The organism is Halanaerobium saccharolyticum, from assembly GCF_004362045.1.
GTDB classification, from domain to species: domain Bacteria; phylum Bacillota; class Halanaerobiia; order Halanaerobiales; family Halanaerobiaceae; genus Halanaerobium; species Halanaerobium saccharolyticum_C.
Map to the genome: position 1 here is coordinate 48,646 of NZ_SNWX01000015.1, position 22,793 is coordinate 71,438.

Here is a 22,793-nt window from a genome sequence, read left to right on the forward strand (position 1 = left end):
ACTTTATTAAATAAAAGCGGAAGGGGAATTAGATGGATTACGATAAGATATTGATTCTTGATTTTGGCGGTCAGTACAGCCAATTGATTGCAAGAAGAGTGAGAGAATTTAATGTATATTCTGTGATTAGAGGCCATGATATTGAGCTGGATGAAATTAAAAAAATTGATCCAGCTGCTATAATTTTTTCAGGTGGACCGGATAGTGTAACATCTCCAGGTGCTCCCGGTGTTGATCAGGGTGTATTTGAGCTGGGGATTCCTATTTTGGGTATTTGTTATGGGATGCAGTTAATGGCTCAGCTCTTAGAAGGCGGTCATGTAGAAAAAGCAGAACAGGGTGAATATGGTAAAGCAGATTTAGAAATTTTTAGCCAGAAAAAATTATTTAAAGAGATAGAAAACCACTCTCAGGCCTGGATGAGCCATGGTGATCATGTAAAAGAGCTGCCTAAAGGTTTTGAAGTGATTGCTAAAACGGAGATAACTGCCGTGGCTGCTATGGCTGATTTTAAAAGAGATTTTTACGGAGTCCAATTTCATCCCGAAGTTAATCATACTATCCAGGGAAAAACAATCCTCCACAATTTTTTATTCAGAATTGTAGATCTTAAAGCCGACTGGAATATGGCGGATTATATTAACGAAGAAGTTGAGAAAATTAGAAAACAGGTGGGACAGGGTAAAGTAATCTGTGGCCTTTCTGGAGGAGTTGATTCTGCAGTTGCCTCAGCTATTGTCCATAAAGCGATTGGAGATCAGCTAACCTGTATTTTTGTTGATCACGGTCTGCTGCGCAAAGGTGAAGCTGAACAGGTTAAAAGAACTTTTGGTGAGGAATTTAATATTCCTTTAATTTATGTAGATGCCAAAAAGAGATTTTTGGACAGACTGGCTGGAGTTGAAGATCCAGAAGAAAAAAGAAAGATTATCGGTGATGAGTTTATTAAGGTTTTTGACGAAGAGGCTGAAAAATTATCCGATGTTCGTTACTTAGTTCAGGGAACAATTTATTCTGATGTTATAGAAAGTGGTGGAACAGATAAGGCAGCAACAATTAAAAGTCATCACAATGTGGGAGGGCTGCCGGAAGAGATGAATCTGGAACTTGTAGAACCATTACATTTCTTATTTAAAGACGAAGTTAGAAAAATTGGTGAAGTTCTTGGTTTACCGGAAGAAATTGTCTGGAGACAGCCATTCCCCGGTCCAGGACTTGCAATCAGAATCATTGGTGATGTTGATTGGGATAAATTAGAAATTTTAAGAAGTGCTGATGCAATTGTGCAGGAAGAAATAAAAGAAGCAGGACTTTATCGTGATATCTGGCAGTCATTTGCAGTTCTTCCTGATCTCAGGAGTGTTGGAGTTATGGGTGATGAAAGAACCTATGGTTATCCGATTATTTTACGAGCTGTAAATAGTGATGATGCTATGACAGCAGACTGGGCTCGTCTACCCTATGAGGTACTGCAGTCAATTTCTAATAAAATAGTTAATCAGGTGGAAGAAGTAAATAGAGTTGTTTACGATATTACATCAAAACCACCGGGAACAATAGAATGGGAGTAATATCCAGGAAAGAGGTGTAAACTTTGTCCCGAAATATAAAGGATAAATTTACTGAACAGCTATTTGAAGCAATTTTAATGCTTGAAAGCAAAGAGGAATGTTATAATTTCTTTCAGGATATAGCTACTATTGGAGAAATAAAAGCCCTGGGTCAGAGGCTTGAAGTAGCCAGAATGCTGAAAGAAGGTTATACATACGATCATATTGTTGCTGAAACTGGAGTCAGTACCGCAACTATCAGTCGGGTTAAGCGCTCTCTGGAATACGGTGAAGATGGCTATAATCTGATTCTGGCCCGTCTGGAAGAAAACAGTAATTCAAATAATTAATAATTATTAAGAAAAAAGCTCATTCCGGGCTTTTTTCTTTGATAATAAATAAAAAATCAAGGGGGAAGAAAATGAAGAAAACAATATTATTTTTACTAACTATTACAATCATTTTTGCAACAGCATTCACCGCTTCTGCAGCACTTGATGCTGAAGCAATTGGGATGGGAGATAACTTTTCTACTATGACAGGTGAGGCAGCCTATTATTCCAATCCGGCTGGACTGGCTTTAAGAGAAAACAATTTTGCTTTAAAGGCAAACTTTGGTTTTTCTGTCTGGAATAATGTTTTTGAGAATAGTGAATTTACTGAAGATGAGATTGAAAGCAAGCTAACCGGTGAGAATTTAATTTTAGCCGGAAGAAGTGCTTTTGGAACTCAGTTTTATTACAAAAACTTTGCTCTGGCTGTTAATGGAAGAGCAGAGGGAATGCTGGAAACAGATAGTGATGCAGCTGAGATTTTGACAGGTGATACTCCAGAAATAAGTCTTGCTGCTTTAAGAGACAAAGGATCAATTACGGTTGATTTTGGTGAAAGCGGAGGTGGAGCAGCTGCCACAGCTGATGTATCTTTAAGTTATGCCCGTGAGATTTTTAAAGACTGGTCTAATAACTCTCAAAATGTAGAAGGGTTATATTTTGGAGCCACTTACCATCATTTAGAAGGAGAGATTTATAAATTTTCTGGTGGAGGAACTATTACTGCAACAGTAAATGATAATGATCCTAATAATCCATATGTAGAATATAGCACTTCAGATGCTGAGTTTTATGAAAATCATTCAGAAGATGGTGAAGCAACAGGAAATGCATTTGATTTTGGTCTGTCAATGAAAACAGGGGGAGATTATACTTTTGCCTTCAGTGCAATGAATATTGGAGAATTATCAGCTGATAGTTCTGTTATTGATGGAACAAGATATGAAGCAACAACAGAAACCAATACTAATGATACTTTAACAGAAAGTCAGTTAAGTGGAGAAGCTGGCGAAATCACTTATCAGCTTCCACGTGTCTATAGATTAGGTATCAAAAAAGAATTTAGTGAAAACACTGTTCTTTATGCTGATTATTCGCGTGTAAGTTATGATGGCGGCCAGGATGATAATATCTATGCTTTAGGTAGTGAATTCAGAAAAACTAAATTTATTCCACTGCGTTTAGGTGTTAATTATTCTTCTTTAAGAGAAGATGTTGAGCTGGCAGCTGGAATGGGTATTAATATCAGCGATAATTTCAAAATTAATGTAGGTATTTCTGATCTAATGGCAATAAGTGATAGTGCTAAAGGTCTTAAGTTTGGAATTTCTACTTTAATTGGGTTTTAATTAATACTGATCAGAAATAAAACAAGATAAAATCAATAAATTAAACTGCCGATCTTTAGTCATTTTTGATTAAAGGTCGGTTTTTTATTTTGAAAAATTTAAATTAAAAGCAGGAATTTCAACTCTGGTCTAGAAACTATAGTATTGGTTTGTCTAAAAAATAATATTTAGACTTTATTTTAAAAACCTGGAGGTTTAAAAATTAATGAGTAAAAAAGATTATGATGTGATTATCATTGGTGCTGGACCGACTGGAATATTTACTGCGATGGAATTTGTAAAAAAAGAAGCAGACTTAGATATTCTAATTTTAGAAAAAGGAACTAATCTGGAAAGAAGGGTCTGTCCAATGAAGGAAAACCCTGGCATGGGCTGTGTTAACTGTCCCAGCTGTGCAATAGTATCAGGCTGGGGTGGAGCTGGAGCTTATAGTGATGGGAAACTTTCGCTTTCTCCTGATATTGGGGGAAACCTGGAAAATTATATTGGGCGACAGCAGCTGATTGATAATATTTCTTATGCAGATGATATTTATATGGAATTTGGCGCCCCGGATAGAGTTTTTGGAGTTGCCGAAGATAAACAGAATGAAATAAGAAAAAAAGCCGTTAAAGCTGAATTGAAATTTATCCCTGCCAGTTTAAGACATTTAGGAACCGGCTACAGTCAGGTAGTTTTACAGAATATGCAGGATTACTTAGAAGAAAAGGGTGTCGAAGTTAGATTTGGAGTCAATGTAAAGAAATTTATTGTAGAAAATGATAAAATTAAAGCAGTAGAAACAGCTGAGGGTGATACAATTACAGCTGATTTTGTAATGACCGCTGCCGGAAGAGAAAATGCAGAATGGCTGACCAACCAGGCTAAAAAATTAGAGATTGAGACAGCAATTAACCCTGTTGACATAGGAGTTAGAGTGGAATGCCCGGCTGCAGTAACAGAATATATGACTGATAATTTATATGAATCAAAATTAATATATCATACCCCAACTTTTGAGGATAAGGTAAGAACTTTCTGTATGTCACCATATGGAGAAGTTGTTAGTGAAAACAATCAGGGTTTGATTACCGTTAATGGTCACAGTCACTCCGATCTTAAGACTCACAATACAAATTTTGCCCTGCTGGTCAGTAAAACATTTACTGAGCCCTTCCATGAACCAATTACTTATGGTAAAGATATAGCTAAACTTGCCAATATGCTGGCTGGAGGAGTTTTAGTGCAGAGACTGGGGGATCTGCTTGAAGGTCGGAGAACTACTGAAGAAAGATTAAAGCGTTCAGTTACCGAACCGACGCTAAAAGATGCAACTCCGGGAGATTTATCTCTGGTCCTGCCGCACAGACATCTTACAGGAATTATTGAAATGTTGAAGGCTTTAGATAAAATTACTCCGGGAATTTATGGACGGGATACTCTGCTTTATGGAGTAGAAGTTAAATTCTACTCTTCCAGACTTGATGTTAAAGATAATCTGGAAAGCAAGGTGGAAAACCTATTTTTCGGAGGTGATGGAGCAGGTATAACCAGAGGATTAATGCAGGCTTCAGTCTCAGGTATAGTAATTGCCCGCTCAATAATGGAAAAGTTAAAAGCAGATAACTAATTAGCTAAAAAGTTATATTTAGTTATATTTAAAAGTGAATACTTAAAAGTGTAAACTAAACAAAAAAGCAATAAGACTCACTCTGTTTAAAGACAGTAAGTGAGCTTTATTGCTTTTCTATATTTTAAAGAAAATAATAAATTTTGTAAATAAAATGGTCTGGCTGCGGGGATTTGAACCCCGGACCTCTTCGTCCCGAACGAAGCGCGCTACCAAGCTGCGCCACAGCCAGCTAATAACATAAGATATTATATCATAATTTCAAAAAATACTAAAGCAAAATTATCTCAGTAATTGTTAAATTTTCACTTGATATTTATTCTCAGCAACTGTACAATTAAATCAAGTTGAGAGTTAAAGTTTTAATATTTTTAACAGGAGGTATAAAAAATGAAATTTTTAAAATTTGACAAAGGCGAAAAAATTCCGGAATTTAAATTGGTAGATCAGAATGAAGAAGAAGTAACATTAGACAAATTTGAGGGTAAAAATGTACTGCTTTCATTTCACCCTTTAGCCTGGACCAGTGTCTGCCGTAATCAAATGCAGGAATTAGAAGATAATTATCAAGAATTCGAAAAAAATAACACTGTCCCTCTGGGAATCAGTGTTGACCCTGTTCCCTCCAAAAGCGCCTGGGCAGATACTTTAGGTTTAGAAAACTTAAAACTTGTATCTGACTTCTGGCCCCATGGAGAATTAGCTACCAAACTAGGTATTTTCATCAAGAAAAAAGGAATTTCAGGTAGAGTTAATATTTTAGTAAATGATCAGGGAGAAATTCTCTGGGCCAAAGAATATGAGGTTCCAGAATTACCTGATATTGATGAAGTTTTAAAAGCTGTAGCTGATAATGCTTAAACTTTAAATTAATTATAATTGGCTGGAATAACTTTATAGTTTTAAATGTTATTCAGTAATAGAGTGAAAAGTTCACAACTAATCTATTCTAAATAATTATATTTAAGAGCGAGTAAATGCCCTGTTTTTAAGAACAGGGTTTTTTGCTTGCTCTTTGTAACTTGTGTTATAATTAAATTTAGTTAAATAATTAAGGGAAATCTATTTTGTAGTCTGAGTTCTGGTAGTACTATTAAAATTTAAAGTTAACAGCTCAAAGCTGACAATAATTTAGGAGTGGTCATTTTGGAGATTTTTTTAATTATTATGGTCTTGATCTTATTTGCAGTGGAAATTGCAGCAATATTTTTACCGGTGCTGCCTGACTCAGTTTTTTTCTGGGCCGCGGTTATTTTATACAGATTAATAAAAACTGATATTAGTTATTCCCCTTATTTTTGGACAGGGGCAGTTCTGCTTACAGTAGTTGTATTTATGGCAGATTATCTGGCCAATGCTTATTTTATAAAAAAACGGGGCGGCAGTAATAGGACAATTATGGCTGCAGTTGTAGGAATGATTGTAGGAACAATTTTTTTAGGACCCCTGGGTTTTATAATCGGTCCTTTTGTTTTAATTTTTATTGCTGAATACTGGCAGAGTAGAAATAAAAGTAATTCTTTTAAATTAGCTATCAGCAGTATTTTTGCTTTTGTAGCCAGTACGGCCTCCCGATTGGGGATGCAGATTTTTTTGATGATCTGGTTTTTTATTGAAATATATTAAATATAAATTAGGTTCAGAGCATATTTATTAAAGGAAATTAAAGGAAATAAAGAAAAATTTAGTATATATTGATATTTTGAGTGAGGGAGGCTGGCAGATGTATAAAATTTACAGCGGCAGTACTGGCAGTGGTAAAACAACAAGATTGAAAACAGAATACCAGCAGCTTGCTGCTGACAGAGGTAGTGAAAAAATATTATTATTTTTAAATTCAGCCCGTTCTGTCAGCCAGTTTCGGGAAGAAATAGATTTGAAAATGCTGGGTAACCTAAATATTTATACATACTTTGGTTTTGTCAACCAGCAGTTAAATAAACACTGGCCGGCTGTGGAAAGAAATTACAGCGGAGCCAATCAGGTGATTGAGCCAACTTTTATGAATATCGAAACATCTCATTTTTTAATGAGTAATTATGTAGCTAAATACAGAAAAGATAAATCTTATTTTCGCAGTATTAAAGCCAGACCGGTACAGATTGCAGTCCAGCTGATTGATAATTTAAATCTGGCGGCTTTCAATATGCTTGATTTCGAAGAACTTGAACAGAGACTGCTCAGCTGGACTCAAAATGAGGAAGAGAGAAAAGAATATGCGGAGCAGTCAATTGAAATTATGAAGACTTTTAGAAACTTTTCGTTAAACTACCGTTTATTTGATTATTCTGCCGCAGTAACTTTATTTAACAGATATCTGCTGCCAGACCAGGAATATCTAGAAAACTTAAATAATAAATATGATTATCTGCTGGTAGATGATCTGGAGAAGATGATTCCTGCTGGTCAGGAATTGATTAAAACATTAACTGAAGCACAGATTAAAGGAATCTTTACTTTTAATGAAAGTGGGGGCTTTAACCGTTTTTTTGGTGGAAATCCGGCTGCGGCTAAAAAGCGTTTTTTTGATTCAGAGGCGGAAATAGTAAAAATAGAAGAAAATTATACTGCAGCAGAAGCCAGCAGCCAGTTAGCTGCGGAAATAAAGTCTGTGGTTCAGGAAAGAAAATCAAATTTAGTTCAGTCATCACTTTTATTAGAAGAAATAGACAGTGAATTAAGAGGAGAAATGTTAATTAAGGTAGGAAAAAAAATTATTTCTCTCTTAAAAAAGGGAGTTGAAGCTGACCAGATAGCAGTTATTTCGCCTAAAATTGATAAGGTATTAAGTTTCAGTCTGCAGCAGATCTTAGAAAAAAATGGCTATCAATTAAGTAATTTTAACCGCTCAAAGCGTTTGATTGATATCCCTTTTGCCAGAGCCTTATTAATATTATATTTGTTTCACTGTGAGCGGACCAACATAGTTGGAGTTTCTTCTCTGCAGCAGGCTCTCTCCCTGCTTTTAGAACTTGATCCACTGCGCTCCTATATTCTGGCAGAAGAGATTGCAGCTTCAGGTATGGAGTTGATTGATCTTGATGATTCGGATTTAAGAGAAAAAATTAATTTTCAGGCAGCAGAAAAATATGATTATTTAAAAGACTGGCTGCATGATAAAAAAGAAGAACAATTAGAAATCGAGGTCTTCTTTCAGCTCGTTTTCAGTGAAGTTCTGGCACCTTTAGATCCTTCGCAGGAAGATATTTTTGCCTGCAGACAGATGATAGAATCAGTTGCTCGTTTTCATCAGGCGGTGGAAAACTTTCATCATCAAAAAGATGATTTAAGTGAGCGTTATATTAATATGATTTATGAGGGAACCCTGGCTGCCGAAACTCTGTTTAAGGGTCAGGAAAAAGAGGCGGGAGTGATCCTGGCTTCTCCTTACAAATTTTTGTTTTCACCTGAGTTAGCAGGTGTTGATTATTTGTTTTTGCTCGATATTTCAAGCAGTGACTGGATGCAGAGTATTGCAAAAGAATTAGTTAATCCCTATATTTATACCGAACAGTGGCAGCAGGTAAATAATTGGGATGATCAGCTTGATCAAAAGATCCGCTTAAACCAGCTCAGTGATTTTTTGATTAGTTTAATTTATAAAGTAAAAAAAGGAATTTATATAGCAGATAGTTTTCTAAACAGCAGTGGTAAAGAACAGGAAGGCCCACTTTATCGCTGGCTTGATGTGAGAGGAGAGTAAGGATGGATTTTAAACCGAGAGCCGGACAGAAAGAAGTTCTAGAGTATCGAGGTGGACAGCTTGCTGTTCCTGCAGTACCAGGTGCAGGTAAGACAACAGTTCTTGCTCATCTGGCAGCAGAGTTAATTGCCTCTGAATTAGATAATGATCAAAAAATATTAATAGTAACCTATATGAACTCAGCAGTTGCTAATTTTCGCAAAAGAATTGGAGACTTTTTGGCAGAGAAAGGACTGCCCCGGAGTCGGGGGTATAGTGTTAAAACCCTGCATTCACTTGCCCTGGGAATTATCAAAGAAAAGCCGGAAGCCAGATTGATTAATCAGGATTTTGAATTAATTGAATCCGGCAGACGCTACCGCTGGATCAAAGATTTATGCCGTAAATGGGCGGGAGAAAACAGCAATTTGTTACAGCAGTTTTTTAATCTGGATAAAAACAGCTACCAGTTTGATAAGTACTTAAAAAAATGGAAAGAAGATGATTTTCCGGCTTATGTAGCCTCCATGATTTCTTATTTTAAACTTAAGCTGCTCGAGGGAGAAGAACTAAAAAATATGGTTAAGTATTCTAGCCTCAAACCAGCCAATATTTTAACTCCAGCAGCAGAAATATTTTCGGAATACGAATTTCGGATGGCTCAGGCAGGTTTACTGGATTTTGATGATCTGGTTCAGCAGAGTTTAAAACTGCTTAAAGATGATTCGGAATTTACCGAGCGCATTGCCGCTCAGTATGCCTTTGTTTTTGAAGATGAAGCTCAGGATTCCAATCAGGCACAGGAGGAAATGCTTTATCTACTGGCGGGGAAAAACAATAACTTAGTTCGAGTTGGAGACAGCAACCAGGCAATCACAGGAACTTTTACCCTTTCAGATCCTGATATTTTCCGCAGCTACTGCCGCAGAGAAGATGTTGAAGTGGAAACTATGGCAGTTTCCAGCCGCAGTACTCAAGATATTATTGATCTGGCAAATTATCTGGTTGACTGGAGCCAGGAAGAATTTTCTGAAAGAGATATTGATCCTCTGGAAGAGAAGTATATTAAACCGACTGCAGCAGATGATCCTTCACCAAATCCGGAAGTTGAGGGTTATAGAATCGGAAGTCGGGCATTTAAGGATTGGAAAACGGAAAAAAAATTTATAGCCAGACAGGCTCTGCGCAAAGCCAGAGAAAATAATAAACAAACTACAGCAGTGCTGATGCCTACCGGCTGGCAGCTGGAAGAAATAGCAAGAGAGATCAATGCTCTGGGAGGAGATTTTCAGCTTGCCGGCAGCAGTTCCCGGGATGCTTTTTTGACGGAATTAGAGGTTATTTTAAAGTTTTTAACTTCTCCTGCTTCCTCAGATAATTTAAAACTTCTTTTTGCTGAAGTTTTTGGTAGAGAAAGAGAAGTGTTAAACCAGCTCCTGGAAGAAGCTCTGGCAGCAAAAGAAAATCAGGAACTTATTTTTCCCCTCTCAGGTTTAAATAGAGATAATTTTGAGCTTGAGTTTAGAAAAAAAGATGGTTTTGATCAGTTTTTTAAAAGCTTAACTCAAGTTCAGGGCTGGCTTGAAGCTTCAATGGAACTGCCTCCAGACGAACTGGTCTTATTTCTGGCTGAACGAATTGAGCTGACAGGAAAAAAACTGGCACTTGCTCAAAATCTGGCTCTGGAATTTGGCAGACTTTTAAAAGAAAATCCGGCCTGGAGACTGGATCAGTTAACAGCAGAACTGCCGGAAATTAGAGATCGGATCAGACAGTTTGCCGAGACTTTAACCGAAATGGAAGGCTTTGAAGCTAAACCAGATCAGGTAACACTTTCCACTCTGCATAAAGCCAAGGGAATGGAGTGGGATACTGTTTTTATCGGAAGTCTGACCTCAAGTCATTTTCAGCATGATAATGATGATTATTTTATGGGAGAAAAATTTTATTTAAATGAAGAAATCAAAAACCCTAAAGCTTCTGCCAGAGCAGAATTAGAGTTCATTTTAAATGAAAAAAAAGAACGCAATGCAGACCATAAAGCCAGACAGGAATTAATTGCCGAAAGAGTCCGTCTGCTTTATGTCGGAATTACCAGGGCTCGCAGAAATCTATTTTTAAGTACTCATCAAAAGCGGGGGAAATGGGATAAGGAGCCGGCATTTATTTTCAGTTCTTTAGAAAAATTCATTGCAGAAAAGAAAGAGGAAACTCAAGGCAGGATTAATAGCGGGGAGGATAAATAAATGGCAGTTAATAACTTAAAAGATCTTTATTTTTCTCAGTCTGCTCTCTCTATTTTTAACGACTGCCGCCGCCGTTTTCGTTATCGTTATCTTGATGGGCTTTACTGGCCGGCAGAATGGGGAATGAATGAGGAAGTTAAAAATGATTTAAAACAGGGAAGTCAGTTTCACCTATTAGCAGAAAGATATTACAGTCAGACTCTGGGAGAAACTGTACTTAGTTCAAATCAGCTGCTGCAGTCCTGGTTAAATAGATTAAAAACTTTTTGTCCGGCAGATAATGTAGTTTCTGCAGAACAGGAACTGCGCTTTCAGGAAAATAATTTAAAATTACTGGCCAAATATGATCTTTTAAAATATGATCAAGAACAGAGTAAATTTATCATATTTGACTGGAAAACAGATAAAAAAAGCCTGTACGAAAAGGATATTGAAAATTCTATGCAGAGCCGTTTTTATTTATACCTTTTGTATGAAGCAGGTTATGATTATTTTGCCGCAGATTATAAGCTGCAGCAGATGCCGGGTCTTAGCTACTGGAATCCTCGCTATCCGGATCAGAGTATTCAGATTAACTACACTCAGGATAAGTTTAATCAAGATAGGAATTATTTCAAAAAATTAATTACTGAGATTTTAACTGAAGAAGAATTTCCTCTCACAGATGATTTAAATAAATGCAGATTTTGCGAATACCGGCCGATCTGCAGAGGAAAAAAAACAGAAAGTAAAGAAATAATTGAAGAAGATTTAGATTTAAATCTTGACTGGGAAGCAGTAGAAGAAATAGAGTTTTAAAAAAATAATTCTATAAGATGGTACTTAATAATTTTTAAGATAAGGTGGAGCTCTGCTTTTATCTACCTGAGAGCAAAAAAGACGAAAAAATGGAGGCTGATTCCAGCGCTACTATTAAAAATAATTTTAGAATGAAACTCTTTTTTATTAACCAGGATTTAAAGCAAAATAACAAAAAAATTATGACTTATATTTTAATGGGGATTACATTTTTAATTACAGCCTATTTAATTCCCGAAAGTGAAGATCTATCACTTTTGATTTCATTATTAATGGAAGGATTATTTGTCGGGGGCTGGGTTTTTCTCTGGGAGGCTTTTTCTATCTTCTTTTTTGGCAGCCGCGAGCTTAAAGACAAGAAAAAAAGATATTTTCGTTATCTGGAATCAGATATATTATTTAAATATAGAGAATGAAAGGGGCAGGCATGAGAATAAAAAAAGCAGAAAACTGTAAAGCCAAAAAAGAATTAAGCGAATATTTAGGCAGCCAGCAGCTGGCCTGTCTGGCCCAGAAGCGGGGTCTGGATACCAAAGCTAAATTAATTGAGTTTGTGGAGCCAGAACAGTATTCCCCACTTGAGTTGAGAGATTTTCCACAGATAATGGAAATTGCAGATTTTATTCTGGAACACATTCAAAAAGGGAGTCAAATTTTAATTTATGGTGACTATGATGTTGATGGAATAACCTCTACCTCTATCCTGGTTGGGGCATTAAGCCGTTTGAGTGATCAGATCAGCTATCACATACCTGATCGTTTTAAAGAGGGTTATGGGCTCAATCAGGAGGTTCTGGCCTCTTATCAAGAGAAAATTGACCTGGTAATCAGCTGTGATTGTGGAATCAGCAATTATGATGAAGTTAAATTTGCCAGAGAGGCCGGGATGGACTTTGTTGTAACTGACCATCATGATTTACCTGAGGAACTGCCGCCGGCAAATTATGTAATCTCCCCCCGTCTGCTGCCTGAAGATCATCAGGGTTACTGGCTGCCGGGAGCCGGGATGGCCTATTTTTTAATTAAAGCAATTTTTGCAGAGTCAGGAAAAAAAGGTAAAGAAAGTGATTTTTTAGATCTTTTATTGCTGGCAATCATAGCAGATGTAGTACCCCTCAAAGGAGAGAACCGCTATTTATTTAAAACAGGTTTAAAAAAACTTAAACATACGCAGCGAATAGGACTTAAGGCGCTCTATAATGAGCTGGAGATTAACCCTCTGGAGATCAACGAAAAAACTTTAGGTTTTCAAATTGGACCATTATTAAACTCTGCTGGTAGAATTGATAATGCAGAGAAGGGTTTGAAATTATTACTATCAGAAAACAAAGATCAGGCAGCTGGTCTGGCAGCAGAATTAAAACAGATCAATCAACATCGCAAGGAGATAAGCCAGAAAATTTATCAGGAAATAGAAAAGGAGCTTGATCCTCAGCAGAAACAGGCTGTGGTACGCTATGATTCTGACTGGCATCAGGGAGTAATTGGGATTGCTGCCGGTAGAATTACAGAAAATTATCAGGTACCGGCGGTTTTGATGACTTCCAATCAACAGAGCGATCTGATTACAGGCTCAGCCCGTTCAATAGAAGGTATTAATATCAACAATTTAATTGCTGAGTGTACTGATCTCCTGGAAAAGCACGGCGGTCACGCTGCAGCAGCGGGATTTTCACTAAAAAAAGACAGGTTGGAAAAATTCAAATTAAGACTGCAGCGCTTAATTGATCAGGAGTTAGAAAAACTAGATTCAGAACGGGAAATTGAAACAGATTTAAATTTAAAAATTTCGGAAATTACAGAAGAATTTTATCAGGGGCTGCGCCTTTTTGCACCCTTTGGAGAGGGCAATCCAGAACCACTTTTTTATCTAGAAAGTGATATTTTAAGCAGCCGTGAGATTTCTGCCGGCAGACATAAGCGTCTGGTTTTAGGATCAGAAGAGAAAAAAATTACAGCTCTCTGGTGGTGGGCTGGAGAAACAGAAAATAATTACCGGCAGCAGAGTGCCTGCAGGCTTACAGAAAATATTTATCGGGGCAATAGGAGTCTGCAGCTTGAAATTAAAGCTCTGGCACCCCTGAAAGAAAAAAGCAAAAAAGAAGCAAGCCCTCTGGAGCAGAAAAATAAACTTAAGATTTTAGACTGGCGCCAAAAGCAGACATCTCAGCTGGAAGCGGGAGCAGAAAATACTGTCTATTTTGCTGAAGGTTTAGCAGAATATGATCTATATCCTTTAATTAATCGCAACTACTATCGAGAGGCAGAAAATTTGGTCCTGCTTACGATTCCTCCTTCTTTAGCTATTCTAAAAGAAATTATACTTTTAACAGGAGTTAAAAAATTAATTTTAGTTAATAATGAAAATCAGGTATCAAGTATAAATAATTTTATTAATAGTCTTCTAGCTATGATTAAATATAGTCTGCAGCAGAAAAATGGTGTTTTTAAACTTGAACAGGCAGCTCTGGCTCTGGGAGTTAAAGAGATAACAATTAAAAGAGGTTTAGAGTTTTTGCGAGCTCAGGCAGTGATTAGTTTTGAATATATTTCCTACCAGGAACTTTTAATCAGCAGAGGTGGAACTAAAGATCGAGGAAAAGCAAATTTAAGCAGAAGAAATTTGGCCAAACTTTTAAAAGAAAGTTCTGCGTTTAGAAGATTTATTAATAATAAGCCAGCAGATAAAATAGAAAATATGTTGAATAAAAGCCTGCTTTCAGGCAAATCTTAATTCAGGTAATCATTTAACATCACAAAACTGAAATCTGTATTAAAATCAAAGTAACTAGTTAGGGAAGTGAAAAGATGAAAATTAAAACTTTAAAGTTTTTAGAAGGTGCGGCTAAAGCAGAAGGATTAACAGTAATTATTGATGTTTTTAGGGCTTATACAACTGCAGCCTATCTTTTTGCCAGTCAGGCTGAAAAGATTTTTATTGTCAGCAAAGTTAAAACAGCAAGAAAATTACAGCAGGAACTAGATAACCCGGTTCTGGTTGGAGAAAGAAGAGGAATCAAAGTAGAAGGTTTTGACTACAATAATTCTCCCTACTTTATTTCTCAGTCTAGTTTTGCCGGCAGGGAAGTTGTTTTAAGTACCAGTGCAGGTACCAGAGGAATCATTGCTGCTGAAAATGCCGATCAGATTATAACCGGAAGTTTTGTTAATCTCAGGGCAGCTGCAGAATTTATTAAAGCCAGGAAGCCGGGACTTGTTTCTCTGGTAGCTATGGGCAATAATGGGGTTACAGAAGCAGATGAGGATAATCTATATGCTCAGGAATTAATGAAACTTTTAAATGGTAAAACAACTTTGAGTGAAGCTGAGACTAAAAGCCGGCTGCGGAGTCCGGCAGGAGATAGATTTTTTAGAGAAGAAACTCAGTCAGAGATGCCGAAAGAGGATTTTGAATACTGTTTAAAGATAAACAAATTTGATTTTGTGATAAAGGCGTTAAAGATAGACACTGATATTTATCAGTTAAAAATGGAAGAGGTGGACTAAATGAGAAAATCAATAATAGTTTTGGTTATTGTTCTGGCTGTATTATTATTAGCAGCAGTTACCAATCCTTCGCGAGAGGAATTTATCAACTGGGGTGTGGCAGAAATTCGTTCTGACGCAGAAAGTGATATAGAAAGAATTTTTGAAGGAGCCATTGCAGCACCGATGCTGGAACTGCAGACAGAAGTTAATGATTATGTGTTTTTTAGTATTTTCACTTTAGAAAAATCAGATACTGAGATTAAATATTTAGGGATTTTTAATACCTTTTTTACTATTAGTGAAGGATAAAAAAGGAAAATAAAATAATTTGACTTTAGAGCTCAGTTTAATAAAATAATGTATGGATAATTGAGGAAGTCAATATATTTTGAAGTTAATTAATCTGGAGGAGATTATATAATGGATGATTATTTAATAAGAGCAATAACTACCAACAAGGAAATTAGAGCTCTGGCAGTTAAGTCGACTGATGTTGTCAGAGAAGCTCAGGAGAGACACCAGTCCACACCTGTGGCAACTGCAGCACTGGGCCGGGTAATTACCGGTGCTTTATTGACTGGATCTTTAGTTAAATCTGGAGATGAGATAGTTCTAAAGATCGAAGGGACCGGTCCAGCCGGTAAAATTGTAGCAGATGCAAATCAGGAGGGAGAAGTAAGGGGATATATCCAGAATCCAAATCTGGATTTATATCAGACTGACTCCGGCAAACTTGATGTAGCAAAGGCAGTTGGGGCAGGAAAACTTTCTCTGACAAAAATTATGCGGATGAAAGAACCCTATACAGGCAGTGTACCCCTGGTTTCGGGAGAAATAGGAGAAGATTTAACCTATTATTTCACTGCTTCCGAACAGGTGCCCTCTGCAGTGGGACTGGGGGTTCTGGTAGATACAGATCTCAGTGTTAAGGCTGCTGGTGGTTTTATTATTCAATTATTACCGGATGCTTCTGAGGAAACAATCGATATGCTGGAAAATAATCTGGAAAAGATAAGTTCGGTCAGCAGACTAATTGAAGAGGGAATGACTCCAGAAGAATTACTGGAAGAACTGCTGGGGGATCTGGATTATAGAATAATGGCCCGGAAAGATGTTAAATTTAAATGCCGCTGCAGCAGAGAAAGAAGTTATGAATTAATAGCAGGGCTTGGTAAAGATGATATCGAAGAAACTCTGGCCGAAGAAGGTAAGATTGAGGTTCGCTGTCATTTCTGTAATAACACCTATACTTTTGAGAAAGAGGAAGTAGAAGAACTGCTTGCTGATCTGGAAGCAGAGGAAAAGAATATTCCGGAAGTTGATACTGATCAAATTGTAGTTGAAAAGGAAAACGATAATGAAAAAAATAAAGAAAGCTAGTAAATAAAAGCTGGTAAATAATAGATAATAAAAATAAAGCAGAGAGTTAAACCTCTCTGCGATACTTATTTAACTTTGCTGCTGTAGTCTGAGGCAGCAGAGCTTTGATATAGATATTATTTTTTTGATATTCTTCTTCATAGACCTTAGCTGTATTGTGAATCTTTTCTACCCAGCCGGCTTCCGAGTAAGGGAGGTCTAATTCTACTTCAACCATTTCTTCACTGATAATCCTGTTTAACTTCTCTATTACTGAGTCAGTGTTGATCCCCTTTAGCGCTGAAATAAAGAGGGCCTCCGGATAAATAATCTTTAAGTCATCAAGTCTGGATTCTTCAATTAAATCAATTTTATTAAAAACTTTGATAATTCTACAGTCAGGATCTACCAGTTCTCTAATTTCATTATTTACCACCCGCATATTTTTTTCCATTTCCGAATTTGAGGCATCAATTAAATGCAGTATAATATCAGCATTTTCTACTTCCTCCAGGGTGGTTCTAAAGGAGGCTACCAGCTGATGAGGTAGTTTGCTGATAAAACCTACTGTGTCACTTAAAATAACATTTTGTCCTACAGGCAGTTCCAGCTGTCTCATGGTAGAATCTAAAGTCGCAAATAGTTTATCGGCAGTATAGCTATCTGCTCCGGCCAGTCTGTTCATCAGAGTTGATTTGCCGGCATTTGTATAACCGACAAGTGCTGCCAGTGGATCTTTGCGGCTGCTGCGCTGAAGCTCTCTACTTGCCTTAATTTCTTTTAATTTTTCCTGCAGACGGTGGATCTTTTTTTCAATCCGGCGGCGGTCAACTTCCAGTTTTGTTTCACCAGGGCCCCGGGTACCAATTCCCCCTGCCAGTCTGGACATCTCTACTCCCCGCCCCTGCAGCCTTGGCAATCGGTATTGCAGCTGGGCCAGTTCTACCTGGATTTTGCTTTCGCGGCTGTGGGCATGTCGGGCAAAAATATCTAAAATCACCTGAGAACGATCAATTACCTTAATCTCAATTTTATCTTCCAGATTACGCTGCTGTACGGGAGAGAGTTCATTATCAAATACAATTAAATTAGCCCCAACAGTTTCGGCAGCTTCCTTAATTTCATTAACTTTACCACTACCAATATAATAAGCAGGATCAATTTTACGATCATGATAGGTCATTTTTAAAATACTTTCTGCACCTGCAGTCTCAACCAGCAGTTCCAGTTCCTTTAGTTCACCTTCAGTTAAACCGACCAGAACAGCTTTTTCTTCCATTTCTTCTATTTGATACATGTCATTACTTTCATTTATTTCAAACTTATTATTAATAATACCATCTCCCCCTCAAAAATTTTAAAACAGTTAAAATTCTTGTTTGTCATTCTCTACAACTTATTATAACATTTTTTTAAAAATTTAAAAACTTAAGTAGCGATTGCCGGTTAAATCTAAGAATTTATATGATCTAATGTAGTATTTAAGAGCTAATCAAATTTAAATCCTATTTATAATGTGAAATTAAACACTTATCTGTTTGAAATAATCATTCTTGCATGTTATTCTATAAGTGTCAGTTAAGTTAATAACCCAAAAAGACTGATGGAATAGGAAATTAACTATTTGTAATTTAGCTGAATATATTTTTTAATTTGTCTTGTTATAATCTTCACAATAACTTTATAAGTCCAGAAGGAGGATAATTAATGAAGATTAAAAATGTTAGTAATGTGGAAGAATTTAATCAACTGATTGCAGAGGTGGAAGCAGCCCAGGAGGAATATGCTCAGTACAGCCAGAAAGAGGTTGATGAGATATTTAGAAGAGCTTCAATAGCTGCCAATGACCAGCGAATTCAGCTGGCCAAGATGGCAGTTGAGGATACAGGAATGGGAATTGTAGAGGATAAGGTAATCAAAAATCACTTTTCATCAGAATATATATATAATAAGTATCGAGACGAAAAAACATGTGGTGTTTTAGAAGAGGATACTGCTCATGGTGTCAAGAAAATTGCAGAACCGATTGGAATTATTGCTGGTATTGTTCCGGTTACTAATCCAACTTCAACCACAATTTTTAAATCACTTATCTCTTTGAAAACAAGAAATGCTATTATTTTTTCACCACACCCAGGGGCCAGAGAATGCACAATTGAGGCAGCTAAAACGATTCTGGAAGCCGCGGTAGAAGCAGGAGCTCCAGAAAATATTATTGGCTGGATTGACCAACCTTCAATTGAATTGTCTCAGCATTTAATGCAGCACCCAAAAGTAAGTATGATTCTGGCGACTGGTGGTCCGGGAATGGTAAAAGCAGCCTATTCCTCAGGTAAACCAGCGATTGGAGTGGGAGCAGGAAATACACCGGCAGTAATCGATGAAACTGCACATTTAAAAATGGCAGTTAGTTCAATCTTAATGAGCAAAACTTTTGATAATGGAGTTATCTGTGCTTCCGAACAGTCGGTAACAGTAGTTGACGAGGTATACGATAAAGTGAAAAAAGAATTTGTTGATCGAGGAGCTTATATTTTAAATAATTCTGAGCGGAAAAAGCTTTCAGAGCTGCTGCTTGTTGATGGACATATAAATTCTAAGATTGTAGGGCAGAGTGCTCATGATATTGCGGCAATGGCAGGAGTCAATGTGCCACAGGATACTAAAATATTAATTGCAGAAGTAGAAGAAGTTGGCAGCCAGGAACCCTTCTCCTATGAGAAGTTATCGCCAACTCTGGCTTTATATAAAGCATCTGATTTTAAGGATGCGGTTGCAAATGCAGTAGAATTAGTTAAATTTGGCGGAATTGGCCACACCTCCGTTTTATACACTGACAGAATTAATGATGAGCGAAAAGATTATTTTAGTCAGCAGATGAAAACAGGTAGAATTTTAGTTAATATGCCTTCATCTCAGGGCGCGATTGGTGATATTTACAACTTTAAGTTGGAACCATCATTGACTTTAGGTTGTGGATCCTGGGGTGGGAATTCAGTCAGTGAAAACGTGGGGGTTAAACATCTAATGAATATTAAAACAACTGCAGAAAGAAAAGAAAACATGCTCTGGTTTAAAGTACCTGAAAATATCTATTTTAAATATGGTGCCCTACCTTCTGCTCTGGCAGAATTAAAGGATAAAAAACGAGCTTTTATTATGACCGATAAACCGCTGGCTAAAATGGGCTATACTGATCGAATAACTGACGAACTTGATAAATATGGTGTTGATTATCGAGTTTTTGCAGATGTTGAACCAGATCCAGAAATTTCAATGGTCAGAAAAGCTGTTAAACAGATGCAGAGTTTCAAACCGGATTTAATAATTGCTCTTGGTGGTGGCTCACCGATGGATGCGGCAAAGATTGCCTGGCTGTTATATGAACATCCAGAGGCAGAGTTTAAGGAACTTTCAATGACCTTTATGGATATCCGAAAGAGAATTTATAAATTCCCTGAACTCGGGAACAAAGCAGAATTAGTTGCTATTCCAACTACCTCCGGTACCGGGTCAGAAGTTACACCTTTTGCAGTAGTCACAGATGATAGTACAGGTATTAAATACCCAATTGCAGATTATGAGCTAACTCCGAATATGGCAATTGTTGATCCAGATCTGGTGCTTTCAATGCCTAAAACCCTGACAGCACATTCTGGAATAGATGCTTTAGTTCATGCTATTGAGGCCTATGTTTCGGTTTTATCCAGTGAATATACCAGAGGTTTATCTTTAGAAGCAATTAGATTAATCTTTAAATATTTACCGGAATCCTATCATGGTGGAGCAGATGCGCGGAAGGCGAAAGAAAAGATTCATTATGCAGCCACAACTGCCGGGATGGCCTTTGCCAATGCATTTTTAGGAGTCTGTCACTCAATGGCTCATAAATTAGGATCTGCTTTCCATCTATCACATGGATTAGCAAATGCGCTTTTAATTAACAATGTTATTAAGTATAATTCCAGTGATAAACCTGTTAAACAGGCGTCTTTCCCGCAGTATAAATATCCTAGAGCCAAGATTAGATATGCAAAAATTGCAGATCACCTTGGACTCGGGGGAAAGACTCCAGATGAGAAAGTTGATCTCTTAATAGATGCTATTAACAAGCTGAAAGCAGAGTTAGATATTCCTGCAGCAATTAAGGATGCAGGAGTAACTGAAGAACAGTTTAACTCAAAAGTTGATAAAATCTCCGAATTAGCCTTTGATGACCAGTGTACAGCAGCAAATCCACGCTACCCGCTGATTTCTGAAATCAAAGAGCTTTACCAGAAATCATTTAAAGGAGATTTATAATAAATTTGCCCAAATGCTAAAATATACTCTATGCAGAAAGATGCTCTCCCCAGAGCATCTTTTTGTGATTCAGAATATCGTATAAAGCAGATGTTTTCTAATTTTCAAAAAATAATAAACATGGTTTTATCTTTAATTTTGTAATTCAAATAAATATTATAGGGGAGGATTAATAATGAATGAAGTTATTATTTGTGTCGGCAGCAGCTGTCATCTTAAAGGTTCAGAAAAAGTAATAGAAATTTTTAAAGAAGAAATTGAAAAAAATAATTTAAAAGACATCAAAATTTCCGGCAGTTTTTGTCAGGGTAACTGTACTGAGGGTGTTAATATAGAAATTAATAAACAAAAAATAGCGGCAGTTAATAAAGAGAATGCAAGGGAAATTTTTAAAAAGCATTTACTGTCTGATCAGAATGAATGATACTTTAATTGTAAAACCAGCCAGCTGTAAAGATTGTCATAAATGTCTGAGAGAATGTCCGGTTGCAGCAATTGGTTTTAAAGATAGTCAGGCTTTTATTATTGAAGAAAAGTGTATTTATTGTGGTAACTGTATTAAAACCTGTCCCCAGGGAGCAAAAAGCGCTTTATTTGAAGAAAAGAAATTAGAAGCTTTTTTAGAATCAGATAGTTATTTAATAGCATCTATTGCCCCATCTTTTGTGGCTGCTTTTCCTGATCTTAAACCAGGGCAGCTGATTCAGGCCTTAAAATTGATTGGTTTTGATTACATAGCAGAAACTGCAGAGGCAGCGGCCAGAGTTGTTAAACAATTTAAAAAGGAAAGAGAAAAAATGAACAGCACTCTCATAACTTCCTGCTGTCCGGCAGTTGTAAATTTAATGGAAAAACATTATCCGAAATTGCTGCCGCAGCTGGCACCAGTACTTTCTCCAATGATGCTGCAGACTGCTGAGTTAAAGAATAAGTTTGATTCTGCCAGGGTTATTTTTATTGGGCCCTGTCTGGCCAAAATAGAAGAAAGCAAAAATGAAAAAAGGAGAGATTACAGACCGGATATTGTAATTACTTTTGAACATCTGAGATTTTTTTTAGAAAAGAAAGGTATTAAAATTTCAGAGCTTGATTCAGCCGAAGTTGATCTCCCAGCAACTCATTTAACTGCAGATTATGCCCTCTCTGGAGGGGCAGTTAAGGCAGCTGATCTTCTTAAAGCAGATCCTGGTTGTGGTAATAAAGCCCTACACTTAAGTGGATTAGAAAACATAATAAATTTTCTGGAGGATTTTAAAAAGGATAAAGATAAAATCGAAGTTGAACTAGTGGAACTTCTGGCCTGTTCAGGAGGGTGTATTAATGGGCCAGCAATAAACAATGACTTAAGTATTCCCTTAAAAGAACTGGAAGTACATAATTATCTGTCATTCAGTAAACAAAATAATTATAAAAAAGATCAATCATTAAAAAATGAAAAATCTATAAATGAAATATCATTTAGGCGCAGACATAAGAGTAAAAAAATGTCTCTACCAGAGGTGCCGGAGTCCGAAATTAGAAAAATATTAGCCTCGATTGCTAAAGAAAAGAAAGAAGAAGAAAAAGACTGTGGTGGCTGTGGCTATTCCAGCTGCCGGGAAAAAGCAGCGGCAGTTTATCATGGTTTTGCAGAAAAGAAAATGTGTATTCCATATATGAAATCAAGAGCTGAATCGCTGTCCCAAATCATAGTTGAATCGTCACATAATGCAATAATAGTAGTTAATGATCAGATGAAAATCCAGAAATTTAATCCTGTAGCTAAAGAATTGTTTACCCAGAAAAATAGAGAACTTCAGGGTATGAAACTAGATAAATTTATGGACAGCAGCAGTTTTCAGAAAACATGGAATCTCAATCAACGGCTGATTCATCAAAAATGTTCTTATAAAAATGGAAGTATTACAGTTGATCAAACTATTTTTGCTCTCAGAGAGCATAAAGTTATAGTTGGAATCTTAACCGATATTAGTGAACAGGAAGATAACGTCAAATAAAATATGATAGTTACCATAAAATGTAAGTAAATAGTAATAGATCACCACTAATTTTAATTATAATAAAAATATTCAAAATG

At 36.7% G+C, this 22,793-nt stretch carries 18 protein-coding genes and 1 tRNA gene; 17 read left to right on the top strand and 2 right to left on the bottom strand.

What is annotated here, in order from left to right:
* The first annotated feature begins 32 nt into the window (after positions 1-32).
* The 4 genes from guaA to DFR79_RS09905 all read left to right on the top strand — a co-directional run bounded on the left by guaA (position 33) and on the right by DFR79_RS09905 (position 4,840).
* Positions 33-1,571, top strand: coding sequence for a glutamine-hydrolyzing GMP synthase (gene guaA / locus DFR79_RS09890; RefSeq protein WP_133515330.1), 1,539 nt, complete (start codon positions 33-35; stop codon positions 1,569-1,571).
* Positions 1,572-1,594: 23 nt separating this feature from the next.
* Positions 1,595-1,900 (top strand): YerC/YecD family TrpR-related protein, encoded by a 306-nt coding sequence (locus DFR79_RS09895; RefSeq protein WP_133515331.1) that lies wholly within the window; start codon positions 1,595-1,597, stop codon positions 1,898-1,900.
* 71 nt (positions 1,901-1,971) lie between these two features.
* Positions 1,972-3,231 carry a hypothetical protein gene (locus DFR79_RS09900; RefSeq protein WP_133515332.1) on the top strand — a complete coding sequence of 420 codons (1,260 nt, stop codon included), beginning with the start codon at positions 1,972-1,974 and terminating at the stop codon, positions 3,229-3,231.
* A gap of 205 nt (positions 3,232-3,436) precedes the next feature.
* Positions 3,437-4,840 carry an NAD(P)/FAD-dependent oxidoreductase gene (locus DFR79_RS09905; protein WP_133515333.1) on the top strand — a complete coding sequence of 468 codons (1,404 nt, stop codon included), beginning with the start codon at positions 3,437-3,439 and terminating at the stop codon, positions 4,838-4,840.
* 155 nt (positions 4,841-4,995) lie between these two features.
* Here DFR79_RS09905 and DFR79_RS09910 read toward each other — a convergent pair.
* A tRNA-Pro gene (locus DFR79_RS09910) sits at positions 4,996-5,072 on the bottom strand.
* Positions 5,073-5,230: 158 nt separating this feature from the next.
* On the opposite strand from DFR79_RS09910, the gene DFR79_RS09915 reads away from it, so the two are divergent.
* From DFR79_RS09915 to hslO, 10 genes are all read left to right on the top strand, one after another.
* On the top strand, positions 5,231-5,701 hold the full coding sequence (locus DFR79_RS09915; RefSeq protein WP_133515334.1) for a redoxin domain-containing protein: 471 nt from the start codon (positions 5,231-5,233) through the stop codon (positions 5,699-5,701).
* Between the two features lie 276 nt (positions 5,702-5,977).
* Positions 5,978-6,466, top strand: coding sequence for a DUF456 domain-containing protein (locus DFR79_RS09920; protein WP_243727768.1), 489 nt, complete (start codon positions 5,978-5,980; stop codon positions 6,464-6,466).
* Between the two features lie 97 nt (positions 6,467-6,563).
* On the top strand, positions 6,564-8,543 hold the full coding sequence (locus DFR79_RS09925; RefSeq protein ID WP_133515336.1) for a UvrD-helicase domain-containing protein: 1,980 nt from the start codon (positions 6,564-6,566) through the stop codon (positions 8,541-8,543).
* Between the two features lie 2 nt (positions 8,544-8,545).
* The gene (locus tag DFR79_RS09930; RefSeq protein WP_133515337.1) at positions 8,546-10,768 is read left to right on the top strand and encodes an ATP-dependent helicase; all 2,223 of its coding nucleotides are present in this window, start codon (positions 8,546-8,548) and stop codon (positions 10,766-10,768) included.
* Positions 10,769-11,566: a PD-(D/E)XK nuclease family protein gene (locus DFR79_RS09935; RefSeq protein WP_133515338.1), complete on the top strand. Its 798-nt coding sequence runs from the start codon at positions 10,769-10,771 to the stop codon at positions 11,564-11,566.
* A gap of 89 nt (positions 11,567-11,655) precedes the next feature.
* A complete protein-coding gene (locus tag DFR79_RS09940) occupies positions 11,656-11,982 on the top strand; it encodes a hypothetical protein (protein WP_208107527.1) in 327 nt (108 codons plus the stop codon).
* Positions 11,983-11,993: 11 nt separating this feature from the next.
* A complete protein-coding gene (gene recJ / locus DFR79_RS09945) occupies positions 11,994-14,300 on the top strand; it encodes a single-stranded-DNA-specific exonuclease RecJ (RefSeq protein WP_133515339.1) in 2,307 nt (768 codons plus the stop codon).
* A 74-nt stretch (positions 14,301-14,374) separates the two neighbouring features.
* Complete coding sequence (locus DFR79_RS09950) at positions 14,375-15,073, top strand: 2-phosphosulfolactate phosphatase (RefSeq protein ID WP_133515340.1); 699 nt, start codon at positions 14,375-14,377, stop codon at positions 15,071-15,073.
* Positions 15,074-15,364, top strand: coding sequence for a hypothetical protein (locus DFR79_RS09955; protein ID WP_133515341.1), 291 nt, complete (start codon positions 15,074-15,076; stop codon positions 15,362-15,364). It abuts the gene before it with no gap.
* Between the two features lie 111 nt (positions 15,365-15,475).
* Positions 15,476-16,435, top strand: coding sequence for an Hsp33 family molecular chaperone HslO (gene hslO / locus DFR79_RS09960; RefSeq protein ID WP_133515342.1), 960 nt, complete (start codon positions 15,476-15,478; stop codon positions 16,433-16,435).
* A 46-nt stretch (positions 16,436-16,481) separates the two neighbouring features.
* Here the strand turns inward: hslO and hflX are convergent, their stop codons facing one another.
* The gene (gene hflX, locus DFR79_RS09965; protein ID WP_166638027.1) at positions 16,482-17,711 is read right to left on the bottom strand and encodes a GTPase HflX; all 1,230 of its coding nucleotides are present in this window, start codon (positions 17,709-17,711) and stop codon (positions 16,482-16,484) included.
* Between the two features lie 410 nt (positions 17,712-18,121).
* On the opposite strand from hflX, the gene adhE reads away from it, so the two are divergent.
* The 3 genes from adhE to DFR79_RS09980 all read left to right on the top strand — a co-directional run bounded on the left by adhE (position 18,122) and on the right by DFR79_RS09980 (position 22,713).
* A complete protein-coding gene (adhE, locus tag DFR79_RS09970) occupies positions 18,122-20,716 on the top strand; it encodes a bifunctional acetaldehyde-CoA/alcohol dehydrogenase (RefSeq protein WP_133515343.1) in 2,595 nt (864 codons plus the stop codon).
* A gap of 175 nt (positions 20,717-20,891) precedes the next feature.
* A complete protein-coding gene (locus tag DFR79_RS09975; RefSeq protein WP_133515344.1) occupies positions 20,892-21,140 on the top strand; it encodes a (2Fe-2S) ferredoxin domain-containing protein in 249 nt (82 codons plus the stop codon).
* Positions 21,091-22,713: a [Fe-Fe] hydrogenase large subunit C-terminal domain-containing protein gene (locus DFR79_RS09980; RefSeq protein WP_243727769.1), complete on the top strand. Its 1,623-nt coding sequence runs from the start codon at positions 21,091-21,093 to the stop codon at positions 22,711-22,713. Before DFR79_RS09975 ends, DFR79_RS09980 begins: the two co-directional genes overlap by 50 nt.
* Positions 22,714-22,793 lie beyond the last annotated feature (80 nt).

Excerpts from the sequence above, each read along its gene's own strand:
- DFR79_RS09980 (WP_243727769.1), top strand. The coding sequence starts at position 21,091 with ATGCAAGGGAAATTTTTAAAAAGCATTTACTGTCTGATCAGAATGAAT.
- DFR79_RS09940 (WP_208107527.1), top strand. The coding sequence starts at position 11,656 with ATGGAGGCTGATTCCAGCGCTACTATTAAAAATAATTTTAGAATGAAA.
- hflX (WP_166638027.1), bottom strand. The coding sequence starts at position 17,711 with ATGTATCAAATAGAAGAAATGGAAGAAAAAGCTGTTCTGGTCGGTTTA.
- hslO (WP_133515342.1), top strand. The coding sequence starts at position 15,476 with ATGGATGATTATTTAATAAGAGCAATAACTACCAACAAGGAAATTAGA.
- DFR79_RS09955 (WP_133515341.1), top strand. The coding sequence starts at position 15,074 with ATGAGAAAATCAATAATAGTTTTGGTTATTGTTCTGGCTGTATTATTA.
- DFR79_RS09925 (WP_133515336.1), top strand. The coding sequence starts at position 6,564 with ATGTATAAAATTTACAGCGGCAGTACTGGCAGTGGTAAAACAACAAGA.
- DFR79_RS09975 (WP_133515344.1), top strand. The coding sequence starts at position 20,892 with ATGAATGAAGTTATTATTTGTGTCGGCAGCAGCTGTCATCTTAAAGGT.
- DFR79_RS09930 (WP_133515337.1), top strand. The coding sequence starts at position 8,546 with ATGGATTTTAAACCGAGAGCCGGACAGAAAGAAGTTCTAGAGTATCGA.
- DFR79_RS09935 (WP_133515338.1), top strand. The coding sequence starts at position 10,769 with ATGGCAGTTAATAACTTAAAAGATCTTTATTTTTCTCAGTCTGCTCTC.
- DFR79_RS09905 (WP_133515333.1), top strand. The coding sequence starts at position 3,437 with ATGAGTAAAAAAGATTATGATGTGATTATCATTGGTGCTGGACCGACT.
- recJ (WP_133515339.1), top strand. The coding sequence starts at position 11,994 with ATGAGAATAAAAAAAGCAGAAAACTGTAAAGCCAAAAAAGAATTAAGC.
- DFR79_RS09915 (WP_133515334.1), top strand. The coding sequence starts at position 5,231 with ATGAAATTTTTAAAATTTGACAAAGGCGAAAAAATTCCGGAATTTAAA.
- guaA (WP_133515330.1), top strand. The coding sequence starts at position 33 with ATGGATTACGATAAGATATTGATTCTTGATTTTGGCGGTCAGTACAGC.
- DFR79_RS09950 (WP_133515340.1), top strand. The coding sequence starts at position 14,375 with ATGAAAATTAAAACTTTAAAGTTTTTAGAAGGTGCGGCTAAAGCAGAA.
- adhE (WP_133515343.1), top strand. The coding sequence starts at position 18,122 with ATGAAGATTAAAAATGTTAGTAATGTGGAAGAATTTAATCAACTGATT.
- DFR79_RS09900 (WP_133515332.1), top strand. The coding sequence starts at position 1,972 with ATGAAGAAAACAATATTATTTTTACTAACTATTACAATCATTTTTGCA.